Source organism: Streptosporangium sp. NPDC023825 (genome assembly GCF_040639575.1).
Lineage (GTDB): Bacteria > Actinomycetota > Actinomycetes > Streptosporangiales > Streptosporangiaceae > Streptosporangium.
This window is the reverse complement of sequence record NZ_JBFAAE010000019.1, coordinates 83543-104268: the sequence shown is the minus strand read 5'-3', so window position 1 is coordinate 104268 and position 20726 is coordinate 83543. Positions and strand designations below refer to the sequence as shown.

Annotated in this window: 20 protein-coding genes; 15 read left to right on the top strand and 5 right to left on the bottom strand. The window is 72.3% G+C overall.

All coding sequences use genetic code 11. The features are described 5' to 3' along the window. Nucleotides 1–74: 74 nt before the first annotated feature. From lhgO to AB0G15_RS18990, 3 genes are read left to right on the top strand one after another with little or no spacing between them, the layout of a single operon-like run. On the top strand, nt 75–1265 hold the full coding sequence (gene lhgO / locus AB0G15_RS19000; protein WP_362841161.1) for an L-2-hydroxyglutarate oxidase: 1191 nt from the start codon (nt 75–77) through the stop codon (nt 1263–1265). Between the two features lie 34 nt (nt 1266–1299). Continuing rightward, entirely contained in the window at nt 1300–2007 is a 708-nt protein-coding gene (locus AB0G15_RS18995) for a response regulator transcription factor (protein WP_362841158.1), read from the top strand. Next, the gene (locus AB0G15_RS18990) at nt 2004–3395 is read left to right on the top strand and encodes a HAMP domain-containing sensor histidine kinase (protein ID WP_362841156.1); all 1392 of its coding nucleotides are present in this window, start codon (nt 2004–2006) and stop codon (nt 3393–3395) included. The genes AB0G15_RS18995 and AB0G15_RS18990 overlap by 4 nt, the downstream gene beginning before the upstream one ends. Before the next feature lie 166 nt (nt 3396–3561). Here AB0G15_RS18990 and AB0G15_RS18985 read toward each other — a convergent pair whose 3' ends face one another. After that, a complete protein-coding gene (locus tag AB0G15_RS18985) occupies nt 3562–5523 on the bottom strand; it encodes an efflux RND transporter periplasmic adaptor subunit (RefSeq protein ID WP_362841153.1) in 1962 nt (653 codons plus the stop codon). 147 nt (nt 5524–5670) lie between these two features. Between AB0G15_RS18985 and AB0G15_RS18980 the strand changes: the two genes are divergently transcribed. From AB0G15_RS18980 to AB0G15_RS18950, 7 genes are all read left to right on the top strand, one after another. Then, nucleotides 5671–6834, top strand: coding sequence for a biotin/lipoyl-binding protein (locus tag AB0G15_RS18980; RefSeq protein ID WP_362841150.1), 1164 nt, complete (start codon nt 5671–5673; stop codon nt 6832–6834). Beyond that, complete coding sequence (locus AB0G15_RS18975) at nt 6831–7598, top strand: ABC transporter ATP-binding protein (RefSeq protein ID WP_362841148.1); 768 nt, start codon at nt 6831–6833, stop codon at nt 7596–7598. Before AB0G15_RS18980 ends, AB0G15_RS18975 begins: the two co-directional genes overlap by 4 nt. Then, nucleotides 7595–8863: an ABC transporter permease gene (locus tag AB0G15_RS18970; RefSeq protein WP_362841145.1), complete on the top strand. Its 1269-nt coding sequence runs from the start codon at nt 7595–7597 to the stop codon at nt 8861–8863. The genes AB0G15_RS18975 and AB0G15_RS18970 overlap by 4 nt, the downstream gene beginning before the upstream one ends. Nucleotides 8864–8909: 46 nt before the next feature. After that, nucleotides 8910–9485, top strand: coding sequence for a hypothetical protein (locus tag AB0G15_RS18965; RefSeq protein ID WP_362841143.1), 576 nt, complete (start codon nt 8910–8912; stop codon nt 9483–9485). A gap of 92 nt (nt 9486–9577) precedes the next feature. After that, on the top strand, nt 9578–10273 hold the full coding sequence (locus AB0G15_RS18960) for a response regulator transcription factor (protein ID WP_362696376.1): 696 nt from the start codon (nt 9578–9580) through the stop codon (nt 10271–10273). Nucleotides 10274–10534: 261 nt separating this feature from the next. Further along, entirely contained in the window at nt 10535–12403 is a 1869-nt protein-coding gene (locus AB0G15_RS18955) for an ABC transporter (RefSeq protein ID WP_362841140.1), read from the top strand. After that, nucleotides 12400–14220, top strand: coding sequence for a GTPase (locus tag AB0G15_RS18950; protein ID WP_362841137.1), 1821 nt, complete (start codon nt 12400–12402; stop codon nt 14218–14220). Before AB0G15_RS18955 ends, AB0G15_RS18950 begins: the two co-directional genes overlap by 4 nt. A gap of 191 nt (nt 14221–14411) precedes the next feature. Here the strand turns inward: AB0G15_RS18950 and AB0G15_RS18945 are convergent, their stop codons facing one another. Both AB0G15_RS18945 and AB0G15_RS18940 read right to left on the bottom strand, forming a co-directional pair. Next, nucleotides 14412–14756, bottom strand: a complete 345-nt coding sequence (locus tag AB0G15_RS18945) for a DUF1036 domain-containing protein (RefSeq protein WP_362841134.1) — start codon at nt 14754–14756, stop codon at nt 14412–14414. A 2-nt stretch (nt 14757–14758) separates the two neighbouring features. Further along, nucleotides 14759–14968 carry a hypothetical protein gene (locus tag AB0G15_RS18940; RefSeq protein WP_362841132.1) on the bottom strand — a complete coding sequence of 70 codons (210 nt, stop codon included), beginning with the start codon at nt 14966–14968 and terminating at the stop codon, nt 14759–14761. Nucleotides 14969–15249: 281 nt separating this feature from the next. Here AB0G15_RS18940 and AB0G15_RS18935 point away from each other — a divergent pair, with 281 nt between their 5' ends. The 3 genes from AB0G15_RS18935 (at nt 15250) to AB0G15_RS18925 (ending at nt 16743) form a co-directional block, all read left to right on the top strand. Next, complete coding sequence (locus tag AB0G15_RS18935; RefSeq protein ID WP_362841129.1) at nt 15250–15852, top strand: PadR family transcriptional regulator; 603 nt, start codon at nt 15250–15252, stop codon at nt 15850–15852. A gap of 115 nt (nt 15853–15967) precedes the next feature. Then, a complete protein-coding gene (locus tag AB0G15_RS18930; protein WP_362696153.1) occupies nt 15968–16348 on the top strand; it encodes an SgcJ/EcaC family oxidoreductase in 381 nt (126 codons plus the stop codon). Continuing rightward, nucleotides 16345–16743: a hypothetical protein gene (locus AB0G15_RS18925; protein WP_362841126.1), complete on the top strand. Its 399-nt coding sequence runs from the start codon at nt 16345–16347 to the stop codon at nt 16741–16743. Before AB0G15_RS18930 ends, AB0G15_RS18925 begins: the two co-directional genes overlap by 4 nt. A 145-nt stretch (nt 16744–16888) precedes the next feature. Here the strand turns inward: AB0G15_RS18925 and AB0G15_RS18920 are convergent, their stop codons facing one another. Beyond that, complete coding sequence (locus tag AB0G15_RS18920) at nt 16889–17263, bottom strand: hypothetical protein (RefSeq protein ID WP_362696157.1); 375 nt, start codon at nt 17261–17263, stop codon at nt 16889–16891. Between the two features lie 235 nt (nt 17264–17498). Here AB0G15_RS18920 and AB0G15_RS18915 point away from each other — a divergent pair, with 235 nt between their 5' ends. Beyond that, entirely contained in the window at nt 17499–18254 is a 756-nt protein-coding gene (locus AB0G15_RS18915) for an ABC transporter ATP-binding protein (protein ID WP_362841123.1), read from the top strand. After that, nucleotides 18239–20074, top strand: coding sequence for a hypothetical protein (locus AB0G15_RS18910; RefSeq protein ID WP_362841121.1), 1836 nt, complete (start codon nt 18239–18241; stop codon nt 20072–20074). Before AB0G15_RS18915 ends, AB0G15_RS18910 begins: the two co-directional genes overlap by 16 nt. Here the strand turns inward: AB0G15_RS18910 and AB0G15_RS18905 are convergent. Continuing rightward, nucleotides 20058–20678 carry a helix-turn-helix domain-containing protein gene (locus tag AB0G15_RS18905; RefSeq protein WP_362841118.1) on the bottom strand — a complete coding sequence of 207 codons (621 nt, stop codon included), beginning with the start codon at nt 20676–20678 and terminating at the stop codon, nt 20058–20060. The genes AB0G15_RS18910 and AB0G15_RS18905 overlap by 17 nt on opposite strands. Nucleotides 20679–20726 lie beyond the last annotated feature (48 nt).

Below are 20726 nucleotides of genomic sequence, written 5' to 3'. Positions count from 1 at the left end.
AGCGGCCTCGCGGGCAGGCGGCCCGGTGAGGCAGCCTCGTAGGAGGCAGGGGAACGAGCAGGGAGGAGCCGGCGATGAAGGTCGGGATCGTCGGTGCGGGGATCGTCGGGCTGGCCGTGGCCAGGGAGACGGCGCTGACCCACGGGGCCACGGTGACCGTCCTCGACAAGGAGGACCGCGTCGGGGCCCACCAGACCGGGCACAACAGCGGTGTCGTCCACGCCGGGATCTACTACCGTCCGGGCTCGCTCAAGGCCACGCTCTGCAGGGAGGGCGTGGCGATGCTCAGGCAGTACTGCGCCGAGCACCGCATCCCGTACGACGAGGTCGGCAAGCTCGTCGTCGCCTCCACCGGATCCGAGCGGCCCGAGCTGCGCGGGATCGCCGAGCGGGCCCGCGCGAACGGGGTTCCCGGCATCGCCGAGCTCGACGCGCTGGCCCTGCGCGAGATCGAGCCGCACGCCGTCGGCGTGGGCGCCGTGCACTCCCCGCACACCGCGATCGCCGACTTCCCCGCCGTCGCCCGGCGCCTCGCCCTGGACGTGGAGGAGAGCGGCGGCTCGGTGCTGCTGTCCCACCCGGTGCGCGCCGTAAGGGAGACCGCGGGCGGGGTGAGCGTCCTGGCGGGGGAACGGACGCTGAGGTTCGACCGGGTGATCGTCTGCGCAGGGCTCGGCACCGACACCGTCGCGCGGATGGCGGGGATCCCCGGCGACGTGCGGATCGTCCCCTTCCGCGGCGAGTACTACGCGCTGGCCGGGGAGGCGAAGGACCTGGTCCGCGGGCTCATCTACCCGGTTTCCGACCCCCGCTACCCGTTCCTCGGCGTGCACCTGACCCGCAGGATCGACGGCGAGGTGCTGGTCGGTCCCAACGCGGTCATGGCGCTGGCGCTGGAGGGCTACTCCTGGCGGGACGTCGACCTCGCCGACCTGGGCCGGATCCTGGCCTGGCGGGGCACCCGGCGGCTGGCCGCCAGGCACTGGCGGACCGGGATCAGGGAGGTGGCCGGTTCGATGGGTAAAGGATCCTTCCTGCGGGCCGCGCGCCGCTACGTCCCGGCCCTGACCGCAGCCGACCTGGTCAGGACCGCCGGAGGCGTCCGCGCGCAAGCTGTGGACGGGCGGGGCGGCATGCTGGACGACTTCGCGATCGACGTGCACGGCCGCGTCGCCCTCGTGCGCAACGCCCCCTCACCGGCGGCCACGTCAAGTTTGGCGATTGCCAGGCATATTGTGGGGTTAGCCTCAGTGTTGACCAGTTAACTGCTTTCTCATGTGGGCCGGTGAAAATAAACCAGTGACCGACTCACCCGAGGCCCGCCTGCTGATCGTCGAGGACGAGCCCAACATCCTCGAGCTTCTGGCCGCGAGCCTGAGGTTCGCCGGGTTCGGTGTCAACACGGCCGGCAACGGCACGGACGCCGTCGCCGCCGTCCAACGGCACCGGCCCGACCTCATCGTGCTCGACGTGATGCTCCCCGACATGGACGGCTTCGACGTCGTACGGCGCCTGCGCGGCGGCGGCAGCGACACGCCGGTGGTCTTCCTCACCGCGCGTGACGCCACCGAGGACAAGATCCGCGGGCTGACCGTGGGCGGGGACGACTACGTGACCAAGCCGTTCAGCCTGGAGGAGGTCGTGGCCCGCATCCGGGCCGTGCTGCGCCGTACCGGCTCCGGCGACCTCGCGCCCCGGCCGCCCCGGCTCACCTTCGCCGACCTCGAGCTCGACGAGGAGAGCCACGAGGTGTGGCGCGGGGGCAGGGCGGTGTCGCTGTCGCCGACGGAGTTCAAGCTGCTGCGCTACTTCATGGCGAACGCGGGGCGGGTGCTGTCCAAGGTCCAGATCCTCGACCACGTGTGGGACTACGACTTCAGGGGCGACGTCGGGATCGTGGAGTCCTACGTCTCCGTGCTCCGCCGCAAGATCGACAATGTCGAACCGAGGTTGATCCACACCCTGCGCGGCGTGGGATACGTGCTGCGCTTACCACCGGGCACATGATGCTCGACGCGACTCCCCTGCGGGTGAAGCTGATCGGCGTCATCCTGGTCCTGCTGACGATCGCGCTCGCCCTCATCGGCATCGGCAGCGTCTCGATCATGCGCGGTTACCTGATCGACCGCGTCGACGGCCAGATCGACCTGACCACCGACTCCGCGCTGCGCCGCATGAACAACCGGGGGTCCGTCGCGCTGGTCGGCAAGTCGATGCCGTCCGACGCCAGGCTGGAACTCCGCGGCAGGAACGGCAAGACCCTCGTCCTGCTCAGCGGCATCGACGTGGAGGGCAAGCCGGGGCCGGAAGTGTCCCCGGGACAGGGCGGCCACCCGTTCGAGAGCGGCGACTGGCGGGTCCGGGTGACCTCGCTGGACACCGGCGGAATCCTCATCGTGGCCGTGGACATGGGAGAGGTACGGCAGATCGTCGGCCAGCTCGCGCTGGTGGAACTGCTCGGCGGGAGCGGCCTGGTGCTGATGCTCGCCGGGGCCGGTGTGGTGATCATCCGCAGGAGCCTGCGCCCGCTGGAGGAGATCGAGCGCACCGCGGAGGCCATCGCCGCCGGAGACCTGGGCCGCCGCGTCCCCGACGCCGACCCGCGCACCGAGGTGGGCCGCCTCGGCCGGTCACTGAACGGCATGCTCGCCCAGATCGAGACGGCCTTCCGCGCCCGTTCGGAGTCGGAGTCCTCGGCCCGCAGCTCGGAGGAGCGCATGCGCAGGTTCGTCGCGGACGCCTCGCACGAGCTGCGCACACCGCTCACCTCGATCCGGGGGTTCGCCGAGTTCTACCGGCAGGCGCCCGGCATCGACGCCGCGCCGCTGATGCGCCGGGTCGAGTCCGAGGCGGTCAGGATGGGCCTGCTCGTCGACGACCTGCTGATGCTGGCCCGGCTCGACCAGCAGCGGCCGATGGTCATGCGGCCGGTCGACCTGCTCGCCATCGCCGCCGACGCCGTCCACGACGCCCGCATCCTCGCCTCGGAACGCGAGGTCACGCTCTCGGTGGACGGCTCCGCGCTCATCGTCTCCGGCGACGAGGTACGGCTCCGCCAGGTCGTGGGCAACCTCATGACCAACGCGCTCACCCACACCCCCGAGGGCACCCCCGTACGGGTGGCCCTCTCCGGCGACGACGGCATGGCCGTCATCGAGGTCGCCGACGACGGGCCCGGCCTCACCACCGAGCAGCGCGAACGCGTCTTCGAGCGGTTCTACCGCGCCGACTCCGCCCGGGGACGGCGCGCCCCCGAGGACGGCGGCAGCGGTCTCGGCCTGGCCATCGTCGCCGCGATGGTCGAGGCGCACGGCGGCCGCGTCGCCGTGGAGTCGGAGCCCGGCAAGGGCTCGACGTTCCGGGTGATCCTCCCGCTCGCCCCCGAATCCGACTGAACCGCGCCTGCGGATCCGGACGGATCGGGTCCTCGAATCCGGCTGAAACGCGCCTTCGGACCTGGCCTGACCCCGTTCCCGGACCCGGCCGAACCCCACCGGAATCCGCCGGTCCAGCCGGTACAGCCGGTCCGGCCGGTTCAACCGGTCACCGTCACCGCCCGGTTCAGGGGGCGCCGGTGCCGGGCTCCGGCCAGCTGCTGTCGGGGAACTCCCCTCCGGCCGCGCCGCCGGGCAGTACCACCCGGTCGTTCTCGGACAGTCCGGAGGTGATCTCGACGTACCGGTCGCCGCGGACCCCGGTCTCCACGACCCGCTCCGCGCCTCCTCGCACGGTGACCCTGGAGACCCCGTCCCTGGTCCGTACGGCCTGCGCCGGGACGTAGAGCGTCTCGGCGGACTCGGCGACGGTCACGGTGACCGAGGCGGTCTGGCCCACCAGGAGGTTCGCCGGGGGCTCGTCGAACGCGATCGTGACGCCGTACCTCACCAGCCGGTCGCTGGTGGTCGCGGTGGGGGCGATCCCCGTCACGGTGCCCGTGTACCTCTCCCCCTGCCGGGTGGCCAGGGTGATCGCCGCCTGCTGCCCCGGCCTGAGGCTGCCGATGTCGGATTCGGTGAACAGCGCCTCCACCTGGAGTTCGTCCAGGTTCCCGAGGGTGAGGAAGGTGCCGGTGCCCGCGCTGTCGCCGACCGCCCCGGCCACGGACATGACGGTGCCGTCGGCGGGGGCGACGATCCGCACGCCCGCGAGTTCCTCCGTGGCGTCGGTCAGCTCCGCCCGGGCCTGCTTCACGCGAGCCTCGGCCTGCTCAACGGTGAGCGTCCCCCGCCCGGCTCCGCCGTTCTGCCGAGAACTCTGCTGAGGGCCCTGGGCGTTCCTGTTCGTTGAGGTGCCCCTGTCTGTTCCCGTGCTCGCGCTCGGCTTCGGGGTGGGACAGCCGGTGGTGGTGGGCCTGGCGGTGGCGGTCGGTACCGCCGTGCCGGTGGGAGCGGTGGGACCCGCCGTCGGTCCGGGGTGCTCGCCGGGGCCGGTCGACGGGTCCGAGGGCGGGCCCGTGGGACCGGGGCCGGTGGTCGCGGGCGGCTCGCCCCCGTGCGGCCTCGCGGTCACGGTGACCGTCGCGGTGGCCGTCACGGTCACCGTCGGAGCGGCCGTCACGGTGACGGTGACCGTCGGCGCGGGCTGGGGAGAGCCGTCACCCGTCCGCGCGGCCTCCGGCTCCGCGACCGCCGGTGTCGCGGTCGGTGCCGGTACGGACGCGAAGTCCCGCGCCGGGACGGGGGTGGGGGCCGGGGCCGCCGCGAAGCGGTACCCGGCGGGGACGATCCCGCCCGCGGGGACGGCCTGTGCCGTCCGCGCCGATCCGGCCGGTGTGGGTGCCGGGTACGGCGAGGGCGTGCGTGCCGATCCGGCTGGCGCGGATGCCGAATACGGTGAGAGCGTGCGTGCCGATCCGGCCGGTGTGGACGGCGAGGGTGGCGAGAGCGTGCGCGCGGGCCCCGGCCCCCGCGTGGGGGCACCCGTCCCGGTAGGGGCGGGCGTGGGGGTGGCGTCCGCCCCCGGGGGGCGTGTCGCCGTGGGCTCGCAGCCCGCCTGCCTGGCGGGACCCGTCCGGTCCCCGGTTCGATCTCCTGTCCGGTCCGGCCCTGTCCGGCCCCCGGTCTGGTCCCCGGTTCGGCCACCCGTCCGGTCCCCGTCCTGCTGCCCGGCCTCGGTCGTCCCCGCACCCCCCGCCGTGCTCCCCACCGTGCTCCCCGCTGTGTCCAGCGCCTCCTCGGCCGCCGCGAGCCGCGCCTTCGCCGCGTCGTAGCGCTCGCGTGCGGGGGCGGAACCGATCCTGGCGAGCACGTCCCCCTTGCCGACCCTGTCCCCGGCCTTGACGTAGACCTTCGTGACCGTCCCCGAACCGCCGAAGGCCAGGTCGCGGGTGCCGTCGTCCACGGTGCTGCCCGCGGCCGACACCGCGGCGGTCACCGTCCCGCGCCTGGCGGACGCCAGCTCCACCCGGGGAGCCTGGTCGGAGCCGCCGTCGAACACGACGATCGCCCCCGCCCCCACCAGGACGAGGGCGGCCAGGGCGAGTCCTCCCGCGCGCAGCTTCTTCGGGAGATGGGTCGGTCTCATGGCGGACATCCTGGACCGCCTGATTCACAGCATGCTCACAGGTCCCTGAAGGTTTGCTGTGCATCACGGGCGGTACGACCAGGTCTGCAGGAAATCTTCAGCCTTCGTCGGGGTGAGTCCAAGCCTGATGCGCCAGGGTCAGGCGCTGTGAAGCTGTCGACCAAGCGCGGAGCGCTGATCGTGAACGGGACCCTGGGGGTCCTGTTGCTGGGCGGGGTGGTGATCGCCTACTCCTCCCTCGGCGGCGAGGCCCCATCCGCCGACGCCGCGGTACGGACCGTGCCGGTGACCCGTGCCACGGTCTCGGCCTCCGTCTCCGCCTCGGGAACCGTGGCCAGCGCCCGAGCCCGGTCCCTGTCCTTCGGATCGAACGGCACCGTCGAGAAGATCTACGTCAAGGCCGGTGACAAGGTCACCGCGGGGCAGATCCTCGCCCGGCTGGACGACGACTCGGCGCAGGAGAGCCTGGACGCGGCCGCCGCCGCCCTCGACACCGCGGACGACGACACCTCCACCGCCGCGGCCTACGCCGAGTACGTCACGGCCAGGAACACCTACCGGTCCGCGAAGCGCGCGGTGGACGGCACCGTCATCAAGGCGCCGTTCGCCGGTACGGTCACCGCCGTCAACGGCACGGTCGGCGGCTCCTCGGGCACCGCCGCCAAGGCCGCGACCAACGCGAAGAACTCGGCCGGTTCCGGGACCTCCGCGAACACGGACGGCGCGGCGAACGCCTCGGGCGGGTTCGTCGACCTCGCCGACACCCGCAAGCTCGAACTCGTCGGCACCTTCACCGAGACCGACGTCACCAAGCTCAAGATCGGCCAGGCGGCCTCCATCGGGTTCGACGCGCTCACCGGGGTGACCGCCTCCGGAAAGGTCACCCAGATCCAGCCGACCGCCACCACCGGCAACAACGTGGTCCAGTATCCGGTGACGATCTCCTTCACCGAGGTGCCGAAACAGGTCAGGCTCGGCCAGACGGCCACGGTCGGGGTCGTCGTCGAGCGTGCCGAGGACGTGCTCGCCGTCTCCTCCGCGGTGGTCTCCACGGCGGGCGGGCGGAGCACGGTGACCGTGCTGCGGGACGGACGCCAGGTGCCCGTCCAGGTGGAGACCGGGATCAGGGGCGACGCGCTCACCGAGATCAGGTCCGGGCTCGCCGAGGGAGACCAGGTGGTCCGCCCGGTGGCCACCGAGACCACCCGGCAGGGCGGCGGGTTCCCCGGCCTCGGCGGCGGGGGCGGCGGTCGAAACGGCGGGGGCGGAGGCGGCGGCATGCGCCCCGCCGGGGGAGGGAACGGCCGATGACCGTCCCCGTCCTGTCCCTCACGGACATCACCAAGGTGTACGGCAGGGGAGACGCCGAGGTCCGGGCGCTGCGCGGGGTGTCGCTCAGCGTCGACCGGGGCGACTACGTCGCCATCATGGGAGCCTCGGGTTCCGGCAAGTCCACGCTCATGAACATCCTGGGCTGCCTGGACGTGCCCACCTCCGGCGACTACCGCATCGACGGCACCGACGTCGGCTCGCTGGACGAACGCAGGCTCGCCGTCCTCCGCAACCGGAAGATCGGATTCGTCTTCCAGTCGTTCAACCTCATCCCCCGGATGAGCGCGCTCGCCAACGTCGAGCTGCCCATGGCGTACGGCGGGGTCGGCGCCGCCGAACGGCGGGCCCGCGCCCTGGCGGCCCTGGAACAGGTCGGCCTGTCCGACCGGGTCCGCCACGAGCCGAACGAGCTCTCCGGCGGCCAGCAGCAGCGGGTGGCCGTGGCCAGGGCGCTGGTCACCGCGCCGGCCCTCCTGCTGGCCGACGAGCCGACCGGCAACCTCGACACCGCCTCCACCGGGGACGTGCTGGGCATCCTCGACCGGCTGAGCGTCGCGGGCCGGACGATCGTGATCATCACCCACGAGGACGACGTGGCCGCCCACGCCAAGCGGGTCATCCGCCTGGTGGACGGCCGGATCGTCGAGGACCGCCGTCAGGCCCCCGCCGACGGCATTCCGCCTCGCATGCCGGAGTCCCCCGCCGACGGCATTCCGCCCCGCACGCCGGAGGTCACCGCGTGAGCCGGCTCGAGATCCTGAGGTTCGCGCTCCGCGGGCTGGCCGCCAACAAGCTGCGCAGCTTCCTGACCACCCTCGGCATCCTCATCGGGGTGGCTGCCGTGATCCTGCTGGTCGCCTTCGGCGAGGGGGCCTCGCAGAGCATCCAGCAGTCCATCCAGCGGCTCGGCGCCAACACCCTCACCATCTCGGCGTCCTTCGCCGGAGGCGGCGGTGGCGGAGGCTTCGGGGGAGGGGGCGGGGGCCGGGCGGCCGGGGGCCGGAACGAGGGCCCGCGTACCCAGGCCAGGCAGCTCACCCTGGAGGACGCCAGGGCGCTGACCGACCGCGAGCGGGTTCCCTCGGTGCGGAGCGTGTCGCCCGTGGTGACCGCGAACGCGGCCACCGCCGTCCACGAGGGCGCCAGCCACACGATCGCGCAGCTCGTGGGCACCTACCCCAGTTACTTCGAGGCCACGAACAGGCCCGTCGAGAGCGGCACCTACTTCGTCAACGACGACGTGCTCGCCGCCAGGAAGGTCATGGTCATCGGGCGGACGGTGGCCGAGGAGCTGTTCGGCGCGGCCGACCCGGTCGGCAGGCCGGTCAGCGTCTCCGGGGTGCCGTTCACGGTGATCGGGGTGCTCAGGGAGTCGGGCTCGGCGGGCATGCAGGACGCCGACGACGTGGCCGTCGTGCCGCTGCCCGCCGTGCAGCAGAGCCTGACGGGGTTCGGCGCGCTCGGCTCGATCATCGTGCAGGCGACCGGTGCCGACACGACCGACTCCGCCCAGGCCGAGGTGACCGCCGTGCTCGACCAGCGGCACGGCATCACCCCTGCGGGCGTCGCGGACTACCGGATCCTGAACCAGGCCACCCTGCAGGAGACCGTCAGCTCGACCGTCGGGATCTTCACCGCCCTGCTCGGCGCGGTCGCCGCCATCTCCCTGCTGGTCGGCGGCATCGGCATCACCAACATCATGCTCGTCACCGTCACCGAACGGACCAGGGAGATCGGCATCAGGAAGGCCATCGGCGCGCCCAGGAGCGCCATCCTCGGCCAGTTCCTGCTGGAGGCGACGGTGCTGAGCCTGGTGGGCGGCCTGTCGGGGGTCGCGATCGCGTTCGCCGGCACCCGCTTCACGATCGCCGGGATCTCACCGGTGCTCGTACCGTCCTCGATCGTGCTGGCCCTCGGCGTCTCCGTGGGCATCGGGCTGTTCTTCGGCGGTTACCCCGCCAACCGCGCGGCCAGGCTCCGGCCCATCGAGGCCCTGCGTCACGAGTGACCCGTACGGCTTATCCGGCTCAGGCGGCTTAGGCAAGGAGAGACACATGGGCGGCAACGCCGACGAGACGGTCCCGGCGGGGAGAGCGCTGGAGAGTTCCCCGTTCCCGGGGGACCTGGACAGCGAGCTGGCGGCCCGGCCGCCGCGCCGCCTGTCGACGCTCACCCTCGTGCTGGGTGCCGGGGTGATGCTCGTGGCGGGGGTGATCGTGGGCATCCAGGCGCAGAAGGCGATGGGCGGCCCCTCCGGCGTCCCCGCGGCGGCGCGGCAGGGCGGCGCGGACTTCGGCGGCCCCGGCGACCGGCAGGGCGGCCAGGGCCGTCAAGGGGGCCAGGGCCGTCAGGGCGGCCAGAGAGGCGAGGAAGCCGGTCGGGGCGGCGGCGGCCGGGGCGGCATGACCGTCGGCACGGTGCAGCGGGTCGAGGGCGGCAAGGTCTACGTCCAGACGGCGGACGGCTCGGTCGTGACCGTGAACACCACGGACGAGACGTCCGTACGCGTCACGAAGGAGGGCAAGGTCACCGACCTCGAGCCCGGAGGCGCGGTGGTCGTACGCGGGGCGGCGGCCGAGGACGGATCGGTGACCGCGACCGCGATCAACGAGGGCGCCGGACGCAGGTGAACCGGCCGCGCCCGGAGGACGGGCCGGTTCTCAGGAAACGTTCAGCCCTGGCTGAGCTGCGTTCCAGCGAGGTGGGCGAGCCTCGGGATGTGCTGGACAGAGTGGAAGCCCGATTGCTGGTCGTGGACGACGAACCGAACATCAGGGAGTTGCTCTCGGCCAGCCTGCGCCTGTCCGGGTTCGAGGTGGTGACCGCCGTGGACGGCCGGGAGGCCGTGCACTTCGCCGAGCGCATCCGCCCCGATCTGGTCGTGCTGGACGTGATGCTGCCCGACATGGACGGCTTCGCCGTGGCGGGGCGGCTGCGGGAGATGAGCGGGCAGATGCCCGTGCTCTTCCTGACCGCCAGGGACGCCACCGACGACAAGGTCGCCGGGCTGCGCCTGGCCGACGACTACGTGACCAAGCCGTTCAGCCTGGAGGAGGTCCTCGCCCGCATCCGGGCCGTGCTCCGCCGTACCAGGGGAGACCTCGACCTGCCGGTCCGCCTGCAGGTCGGTGACCTCGAGCTGGACGAGGAGGCGCACCAGGTCTGGCGCTCCGGCGTCCCGGTGCGGCTGTCGCCGACCGAGTTCAAGCTCCTGCACTACTTCATGGTCAACACCGGCAGGGTGCTCTCCAAGGCGCAGATCCTCGACCACGTCTGGAACTACGACTTCGGCGGCGACGCCGGGGTGGTCGAGTCCTACGTCTCCTACCTGCGCCGGAAGGTCGACACGGCCGAGCCCCGGCTCATCCACACCCTCCGTGGTGTGGGCTATGTGCTGCGACCGCCCCACAGTGATTGAATTTTCAGCTGATATTCAGCTTCAGCTGACCCGTTTCTGAGCTTTGTGTGTTCCAATAGACAATGCACGACCCCCGATCACCTCGGAAGCATCCGATGGGCTCGGGCTCGCCTCCAGCTGCGGGGGAGACGAGCTCGGCACGGCCCGCGGATGAGGTCCGAGGGCTGGGCCCCACCGTTTTACCGAGTTCGCCCCCGTAACCCGGTCGAGCGGTGGGGCCAAACGCGTCTAGAGGGCTCTTCGCAGGGCAGGATCGACCGTATGGGTGACAACGACGGTCTTCTGGAGACGCTGCGAGAGCTGCGGCGGCACCTCGACCGCGAGCTGTTCCCCCTCGCGATCGGCGACGTGGTGGCCGACCGCCGGGCGCTGCGCGAGCTGACCGGCCAGCTCGACGACTACCTGATCCCGCGGCTGAGCGCGATCGACGCTCCGCTGCTCGCCGTCGTCGGCGGCTCCACCGGGGCGGGAAAGTCCACGCTGGTGAACTCCCTGGTCGCCGAGGACGTCTCCGAGCCGGGCGTGCTGCGGCCCACGACGATGGCCCCCACCCTGGTCACCAGCCCCGTCGACCGCGAGTGGTTCACCGCCCAGCACGTCCTGCCCGGCCTGCCGCGCGTCACAGGGAGCGGCAGGGGCGAGCCCGGCACGCTCCGGATCGTCACCGCCGCGGCCGTCCCGCCGGGCCTGGCCCTGCTCGACGCCCCCGACATCGACTCGATCGTCACCGCCAACCGCGAACTGGCCGCCCAGCTGCTCGCCGCCGCCGATCTGTGGTTGTTCACCACCACCGCCGCCCGGTACGCGGACGAGGTCCCCTGGAGTTTCCTGCGTTCGGCCAGGGAGCGGAGCACGGCCCTCGCCGTCGTCCTGTCCAGGGTGCCCCCCGAGGCCATGGGCGTGGTACGCAAGGACCTGAACCGGCTGCTGGAGGCGAACGGCCTGGGCGGGACGCGCCTTTTCGAGGTGCCCGAGCTGGTACTGCCCGACGAGAACGCCCGCCTGCCGCGCCAGGCGGTCCAGCCGATCGCCGACTGGCTCATGGCCATCGCCGCCGACTCCCGTTCCCGCGCCGAGGTGGTGCGCCAGACCCTGTCCGGCGCGCTGGAGAGCCTCTCCACCCGCGTGCCCGCGCTCGCCGCGGCGGTCGACCGCCAGCACACCGGGGCCGAGGAGCTCCGCTCCATGGCGGACGCCGCCTACGCCGTGGGCCTGTCCACCTTCGACGAGGGCATGCGGGACGGGTCGCTGCTGCGCGGCGAGGTCCTGGCCCGCTGGCAGGACTTCATCGGGACCGGCGACCTGATGCGTTCCCTGGAGAGCCGGGTCGGCAGGTTCAGGGACCGGGTCGTGGCCTTCGTCACCGGGCGGCCCGCGCCCGAGAGCGAGCTGCGGACCGCCCTGGAGAGCGGGGTGGAGGCGCTGATCAGGGCGTCGGCCGACAGCGCCGCCGAACGCCTGCTGGAGTCGTGGTCGTCGCATCCCTCGGGGCGGGCCCTCCTCGAGCGCGAGGGGGTCGCCGTCGCCGGACGTCTGGGCCGCGCCTCCGCCGACCTGCCCGCCAGGGCCGAGGAGGCCGTCAGGGGCTGGCAGTCGTACGTGCTCGACCTGGTCCGCGAGGAGGGGGCGGACAAGCGGACCACCGCCCGCGTCACCTCCTTCGGCCTCAACGGGGCCGGGCTGCTGCTGATGATCGCGGTGTTCGCCTCGACCGGCGGCCTGACCGGCATCGAGGTCGGCATCGCCGGAGGCACCAGCGTGCTCAGCCAGAAGGTCCTGGAGGCCGTCTTCGGCGACCAGGCCGTCCGCGACCTCACCGTCAAGGCCCGCTCCGACCTGCGCGCCCGCGTGGCGATCCTCCTCGGCCAGGACGCCGACCGCTTCACCGACCTGCTGGACGCCGTCCAGCCCCCCGAGGGCACCGCCCCCGCCCTCCGCGCCACCGCGGACGCCGTACGCGAGCACCTGCGCGAGCTCCCCGTCGCGGACCGCCGGGCCGCCCTCCCCGCGGGTTCCGTCCCGATCGCCGTGGGGGAGTCCCGAAGACCGCCCGACGGCCTCCCGCACGTGACCGGCGCACCTGACGGCGTCCCGCGCGCCACCGGTGCGGGAGAGGCGGGCCAGGCGTGAAGCTGCTGCGACGAGAGAAGACGGTCTCGCTGGACGACCGGCTGGCGGCACTGGCGCGCGCCGCCGACCTGGCCGACGGGAGGCTGGACGCCGAGGCGGTCGCCGCGGCGCGTTCGGTGATCTCCCGCGCCGGCGTACGGGCGAGCCTGTCGGTCGACCACACCGCGGTCGCGCTGGCAGGGGCCACCGGCAGCGGCAAGTCCTCGCTGTTCAACCTGCTGTCGGGCACCTCACTCGCCACGGTCGGCGTCACCAGGCCGACCACCTCGGCCGCTCAGGCCGCACTCTGGGAGGGCGCCGGGGCGGGACCGCTGCTCGACTGGCTGGAGATCCCCCGCCGCCACGAGCTCCTCGGCACCCCCGGCCAGGCCGCGCAGAGCCCGTGGCACGGAAACGGTGAGGAGCCCCGGCCCGGCACCGGCCGGTCGGCCGGTGCGAGCGGGACCGAGCTGAGCGAGCGGGCCGAAGGGACGGCTTTCGGGACGGACGGGGAGGCCGCCGGGCTGATCCTGCTGGACCTGCCCGACCACGACTCGATCGAGCCGTCGCACCGGCTGGAGGTCGACAGGCTCGTCGAGCTGGTCGACCTGCTGGTGTGGGTGCTCGACCCGCAGAAGTACGCCGACGCGGCCGTCCACGACCGCTACCTGCGGCCGCTGGCCCGGCACCGGGACGTCATGGTCGTCGTCCTCAACCAGGTCGACCGGCTCTCCCCGGCCGCCGCCGAGCGGTGCCTGAAGGACCTCCGGCGGCTCCTCGACGAGGACGGGCTGACCGGTGTCCCGGTGGTCGGGGTGTCCACCCGCACCGGCGTGGGCGTCCCCGAGCTGAGCTCGCTGCTCACCTCCCGGGTCGCCGACCGGCGGTCCTGGTCCGCCCGCCTCGCCGCCGACGCGGGGATGGCCGCCGACGCGCTTCTCCAGGCGTCCGGCGTCATCCCCGGAGAGACCCCTCCCGGTGCCGCGAGCAGGCCGGACGGGCTGGCGAGGCCGCTGAGGGACGCGCTGTCGCAGGCCGCCGGGGTGCCGGTCGTCGTCGAGGCCGTGGCCAAGTCCCACCGGCACCGCTCGGTCGCCGCCACCGGCTGGCCGCCCACCCGGTGGATCCGCCGTCTGCGGCCTGACCCGCTCCGCCGCCTCCGCCTGGACGCCACGAGCCGGTCCACCGGAGAACGGGTGATGCCAAGGGAGCCCGGAGAGCCGGGGAACGTCATCGGAAGGACCTCGATCCCCGTCGCGACCGTCGTCCAGCGCTCCCGGATGGACACCGCGATCCGCGAGGCCGCCGGAGCCGCCTCCGCGGGGCTTCCCGCGCCGTGGGCCGCCGCCGTACGGCAGGCGGCGAGGTCGCGCGGAGACGAACTGGAGGACGGTCTGGACCGGGCGGTGGCCACCACCTCGCTCGGGGTCTCCAAACGGCCCCTGTGGTGGCGGCTGGCCGGTATGGCGCAGTGGCTGGCGCTCGCGACGGTGCTCGCCGGGGGGATCTGGCTGCTCGCCCTGATCGCCCTGGACTATCTCCGGCTTCCGCAGCTCTACATGCCGACCGCGGGGGAGTTGCCCTGGCCGACCACGCTGCTGATCGGGGGTGTCCTGCTCGGGCTGCTGATCGCGCTGCTCTCCCGGGTGGCCGCCTGGCTCGGTGGGCGGCGCCGGGCCCGCAAGGCGGCGAAGGCGCTGCGATCGAGCGTCGACAAGGTCGGCCGCGAGCTGGTGCTGGATCCCATGGAGGAGGAGCTGACCCGGTATCAGCACTTCACCGAGGCGGTCACGGTGGCCGGGAACGTCTCGGCGGCCGGGAACGGAGCCCGCGGATAGCCCGCGAACAGGCGGGACGGTTTCAGCGGGGATCGAGTTCAGCGGGGATCGAGCGCCTCCCGGGCGAAGGGGGACGGACCCTGGAGAAGGGATTCTGGCGTCCGTCTCTCAGGAGGCGCTCATCCGCGTCCTCTCCCACTGCCGCGCGGAACCGGACGGGGCCGGTCGGCGCGTCGCGTGGGGGGAGCGCGTCAGGAGGTGAGATTCACGTAGTAACTCGAATAGCCGTTCATGTCGATCAGCCGGGTGCCGACGAGCCTGGCGGCGGTGCTGCCGATGCCGAGGCAGGAGTCGAAGGCGTTCTGGTAGACGTACATCGGGCCGTAGGCGCCGGTCCAGACGGCTCCGTTGGCCGCTTCGGCGTAGTAGGCGGCGTAGCGGTTGTTGGTGTTGAGGACGAACGCCTCGCCGCCCGGGTTGATGGGCCACCAGCCCCGGGTGCCCCACTGACCGTAGTCGCGGCAGCCGTCGGGGCTGTAGAACATGATCGCGACCCACACCTTGGAGCTGTAGCGATTGCGGAAGTGCAGTTGCATCTCTACTCCTCCGATTCCGTGAATCGCATGGCGAGGGGCCTGTCGTCGATCGGCTGGTCGGCCAGGGGCGGCAGGTGGTCGTCGGTCTTCGCGACCACGGCGGCGCGGTCGGCTGCCCCCGGCCGCTCGTCCGTCTCGCCCGTGTTGGCCGCCGCCGCGTCCGCGAACGCCACCCGGGGGTCGGGAGAGCGTTCAGTGCCGTTGTCCGGCATGTGGCTCACCTACATTCGTCGAGTTCGTAGAGTGATTGCTCGACAACATACAGTCACATCCAAGGCCATGTAAAGAATCGTTTTCATTTCCAGTCGGGCGGGGCGGCCGGCGGGACGGTCGCGGCGAGACGCGGGGCAGGCGGGAAGGTCGTCGCGTGGCCGGGGCGCACGATGCCGCGACGCGGCGCTTTCGAGGCCGCCGGGCGCGGGGCCGATCGTCTGGTCGAGATCATTGTCGCTTCTGCTATATTGCATAACGCAATATAGAGAAAGGCATCATCATGGCGCGACGCCCCGATCTGGTCGGCCTGACCGTGCTGGCCATGCTCTCGGTGCGCGCCGCCCACCCCTACGAGCTCCACCGCTTCATCGTCGACACGCACAAGGACTACGTGACGGGGCTGCCCAGGAGCCTCTACCACGCGGTCGAGAGACTCGCCGGTGAGGATCTGATCGTCCCGGTCGAGACCAGCAGGGACGGTCGCCGGCCGGAGCGCACGGTCTACGAGATCACCGACGAGGGCCGCCGGGAGCTGTCGACCAGACTCCGCGCGCTCCTTGAGAACCCCGGCCCCGACCGCCGTACGTTCACCGCGGCCGTCTCCCTCATGGGGACCCTGCCGGTGCCCGACGCGATGCGCGCCCTGCGCGCCAGGGCCGCGACGATCGAAGGGCTGCTGGCCGGGATGAACGCCCACCTGGGCGCCATGAGGGAGAGCGGCCTGCCCGACATCCTGATGATCGAGGTCGACTACGAGCGCACGCTGAACGAGGCCGAGCTGGCCTGGGTGCGACGCGTCGTCGCCCGCCTGGAAACCGGGGAACTCGACTGGCGGGGCACCGTCAGGCAAGAACTGCTGTCGCAAGTACTCGACGAACCATGAGAAGGCGGCTGCCGGGGTGCGCCAACACCCCGGCAGCCGGACATCCGAACAAGGCGCCTGCCCTGTCTGGACTCGCATCCCCAGGATAGGCGCCGCGACCGTGAGGAATCGCGCCATGTCCGTGAACACGGAGATCACCGGCCTGCTCACCCGCCTCGCCGAGGCGTGGAACGCGGGCGACGCCACCGCCTACGCCGCCCTCTTCACCGAGGACGCCGACTACATCGTCTTCAACGGCGCGCACATCGAGGGGCGGGCGGCCATCGAGTCCTCGCACCGCCCGCTCTTCGACGGCCCGCTCAAGGGCTCCACCATGTCCATGCCGGACGACCGGATCAAGGTCAAACCGCTGGCCGACACGGCGGTCCTGGTGATCTCGGAAGGTGGCACCGACCTGGCGGGCGAGCTCCGCACGTCGATCGTCTCCTTCACCGCCGTCAGCACACCCGGAGGATGGCGGTTCGCCTCCTTCCAGAACACCAGGGTGGCGCGGTGACGAAGAGGAAGCTGATCACCGAGGTCGCCGGGATCGTCGAGGCGCCGGTCGACGTGGTCTTCGACGACCTGGCCGACGCGCTGCTGCCCGAAGGCCGGCGCGCCGGCCGCTTCACCGTCGAGGATCTCCCCGGCCACACCTCCACCGTGGAGGTCGTCGGTCACACCATCTCCTTCCAGGGCGGCTGGTGGTACCGGGGCGAGTGGAGCGTCGAACCGCATCCCCGGGGCGCGCTGCTCGTGCACCGGGTCTTCAACGTCGCGCGGTCGATGCGGTGGGGCGTGTCGCCGGCCAACCGCTTCTTCATCGGCTTCGCCGACAGGACGCGGCAGGGGTTCGCCGAGAGTCTCGTCCGGACAGGACGGCGCCTGGACTGTCCGGCCCGTATGGCCTAGTGCTCCGGTGGCGCCGCACGACCTCGCCGGTCGGGAGGGCGCCGCCGGCGAGCGGACCTCGGGCACGTGGCTCGAGTCCGTCCACGCCTGAGTCACCTGGCCTTCGCCGCGGTCCCGTCCGGTGACGGGACCGCGGCGAAGGCCGTCACCGGTAGCGGAAGCCGTCGAAGAAGCGGCGGAAGACGCCGCCGATGCGGGGCAGGGGCTCGGCCGGCGGCGGTGCCTGCGCGCGCTGCCTGGCGATGGGCCGGTCGTAGTCGGTCCGCGCGATGGCGTCGAGGACCTGCTGCTCGTCGAAGTCCTCGGACCCCTCGATCACGGGGACGAAACCGACCAGCATCCCGTTGCGCATCACCTGGGCCTCGAGACCCGCGGTGCCGTCGGTGTCCCACTCCGCCTCGCGCCCGTCGGGCAGCGACACGCGTATCCCGAACTGATACACGCCGACTCTCGCCAGATGGCCGTCTATGCCGCGGTCGCGCAGCGCGTCAACGATCCGTCGTGCCCGGTTCTCTTCCACCTCTCCCAGGATAGGTCGGCCGGATCCCGTCCGCTCATGAGGCGCCGGCGAGCGCACTGGGCGCGGGACACCTCGTGCCGGGGGTGACCCGGGAGATCGTTCTTCCGGTCGGGAGCGTGGTCACGATGTCGTCGAGGCTGTAAGTTCTCAAACACTTATATTTCTTGATCTTCGTCTCGGTCACCTCGCGTACCAACCGGCCGACTTCCGCCCCCGCGATCCGGAGTACCCCCCCATGCCCGCAGCACTCGAGATCCATGGCCTGTGCAAGACCTTCGGTGAGAAGGTCGCCGTCGACCATGTGGATCTGAACATCCCCCAGGGCTCCTTCTACGGGCTCGTCGGCCAGAACGGCGCCGGCAAGACCACCACCCTGTCGATGGCCGTCGGCCTGCTCCGCCCCGACGACGGCCACGCGCGCATCTTCGGAGCCGACGTCTGGTCCGACCCGGCCACGGCCAAGACGCTGGTCGGCGTGCTGCCCGACGGGATGGCCATGCCCGAACGGCTCACCGGCCGGGAGGTGCTGACCTACCTCGGCCTGCTCCGCGGGCTGTCGCGCGAGGTCGTCGACCAGCGCGCCGAGGAACTGCTGTCGGTGCTGGAACTCGACGAGGCGGAGAAGACGCTCGTCATCGAGTACTCCACCGGGATGCGCAAGAAGATCGGCCTGGCCACCGCCCTGCTGCACGCGCCGAGGCTGCTCGTGCTCGACGAGCCCTTCGAGGCCGTGGACCCGGTGTCCGCCGCGACGATCAAGACGATCCTGCGCGGTTTCGTGGCCGGCGGCGGGTCCATCGTGCTCTCCAGCCACGTCATGGCCCTGGTGGAGCAGCTCTGCGACCACGTCGCGGTGATCGACAAGGGCAGGGTGGCCGCCGCGGGGTCCCTGGACGAGGTCCGCGGCACCGGCTCCCTCGAAGACACCTTCGTCGGCCTGGTCGGCACCTCCGACGGCGGATCGAAGGAGCTGACGTGGCTGTCGCGCTGACCATGGCCCAGATGAAGGTGGCCGTGCTCCGGCACTCGATGAGCGGGCAGCGGGCCGGCTTCGTCGTCATGGGCGCGCTGGTCGGCCTGGTCTTCGCGGCCGGCACGATCTTCACGGCCCTCTCCTGGCCGGAGCTGCTCCCGGCCGTGTACGCCGTCTGGATGCTGGGCTGGATCTTCGGCCCCGTCTTCGCCGGAGGCGGCGACGAGACGCTCCGCCCCGAGTACTTCACGCTGCTCGGCCTGCGACCCAGCCGCCTGGCCTCGGGACTGCTCGTGGCGGCCTTCGTCGGGGTGGCGCCCGTGATCAGCCTGCTCGCCCTGAGCGGGCTCACGGTCTTCGGCGTACGGCAGGGGTTCGCGGCCGCGCTCGTCTCGGTCCCGGCGCTGCTGCTCCAGCTCGCGATGTTCGTCCTGCTCTCCCGGGTCGCGGTCGCTCTGCTCGGCCTGGCGCTGCGCTCCCGCGTGGGCGCGGTCGGCGCCGGGCTGACCAACGGCCTGATCCTGGCCTTCCTCGGCCAGATCTGGGTCGTCTTCATGGCGCTCGGGCAGACGGCGGGCATCCCGCCGGTGGTGGCGACGGCGGCCCGCTACCTGCCCTCCGGCTGGGGGACGGTCGCGGTCGAGGCCGCCGCGTCCGCGGACTGGCCGCGAGTCCTGGCGGCCCTGGGCGGGATGGTGTTGCTGGTCGTCCTGCTGCTGGCCGCGTGGGCGGCGCTGCTCACCCGGCGGGCCGGGGCGTCCAGGGCGGCCACGCGGGGACGCCGGCCGATCCGGGCCACCACCGCCTCCGGCGCCGTGCTCGCCAAGGAACTGCGTACCTGGTCGCGTGACCTGGTGCGCACGCACCAGCTGACCTTCGCCCTCGCCTACGGCGTGTCCTTCGCCGTGGCGCCGCTGCTGCTGGGCTGGACGGGGATGCTGCCCTGGGCGGGACCGGTCTTCGTCGTGATGGCCGCCGCCATGTCGGCCAACCTCTACGGCACCGACGGCACCGCGCTGTGGCTCATGCTCATGACGCCCGGCGCGAGCGACGTGCGCGGCCGGCAGCACGCGTGGCTGCTGACCGTCGCGCCCGTCGCCCTCGTGGTGACGGTCTCCCTCGCCGCGGTCACCGGCGGGCCGTGGCCCATGCTGCTCGCCGTCCTCCTCGCCATGCTGGGCGGCGGCGCCGGGCTGGTCCCCCTGGTCTCGGTGTACGGGCTCATCCCCGGCACCGACCCGCACCGGCGCGGCGGCAACCCGCTGCGCTCCACGGAGGAGGACGGCGCGGTCACCGGCATGGTGTACGCGGTGCTGGCGCTGGTGGCCCTCACCGCGGCCCCCGCCGCGATCGTGACCGGGCTGTTCGGCTGGGCGGGCGTGGCCGTCGGAGCCCTGACGGGGGTGCTCTGCTACTGGTGGTTCGGGTTGCTCGCCGAGCGGCGGCTGCTCGCGCAGGGGCCCGAACTGCTCGACACGATGCGCACCGGCCGCAGGCCCGCTCCGAAGCCGGGCGCGAGAGGGCGGCTCCCCTTCGAGTCCCTGCCGCGCCACAAGCAGATCATCATCGGGTTCTGTTTCACGGTCGGCGCGATCCCGCTGTTCCCGCAGGGACTGCTGGCCGGCTATCTCAAGGCGTCGGAGAGCCCGACGCGCGCGTGGTTCCTCGCCCTCTACCTGCCGCCGTGGCTGCAGTGGCCCACGATCGTGTTCATGGTCCTGCTGGGGGTGGGCATCTACACGACGGGCGTGGTCCTCTCCTACCGCCGTAAGGAGTCTCCGACGGCCGGCGGTGAACCCGGTGGTGAATTCGGCGGCGAACTCAGTGGTGAACGATGAGCCAGGTCGCGACGGCGGTGACGGTCTCCGAGCGGTTGCCGATGATGTGGGGGCGGCTGCACGGGAAGGTGATGGAGTCGCCCTCGGCGAGGGTGACGACCTCCGACTCGAAGTCGACGGTCAGCTCGCCCCGGGTCACCGTCCCGACCTCGTAGCCCTCGTGTTTGAGGAAGTGGCCGTGGGCGTTGGAGGTCGAGCCCGGCGGATAGGTCGACTCGAAGAACTCGACGTCGGGTGACGGCGTGGGCGAGAGCCTGCGGAAGGTGACGCCGCCGCTGAGCTGAATGGGGGCGACCTCCCACGAGCGCCGGATGGCGAACCGCCCTGCGGGTGTGTCCTGCTCCGCCGGGCCGGCGCCGGGCGGTTCGGCGGTGTCGAACACGGCCGCGAGCGGCACGCCGATCGCGGCCACGAAGGCGATGAGCCTGCTGACGGACGGCCGCATCGTGCCGAGCTCGATCTGGGAGACCGCGCTGGCCGAGATGCCGAGCTCGCGCGCCAGGGCGCGCAGCGACATCCCCGACCGGAGCCGCAGCTCGCGAAGCCTCCGGCCGAGGTGCTCGTTCGTGATCGCCTCGATCTCCGTGCCGGGTTCCGGGGTCATGCCTGTCACGGCCTCCACACCAATTGTCACAAGGCCTTTACGCGGGTG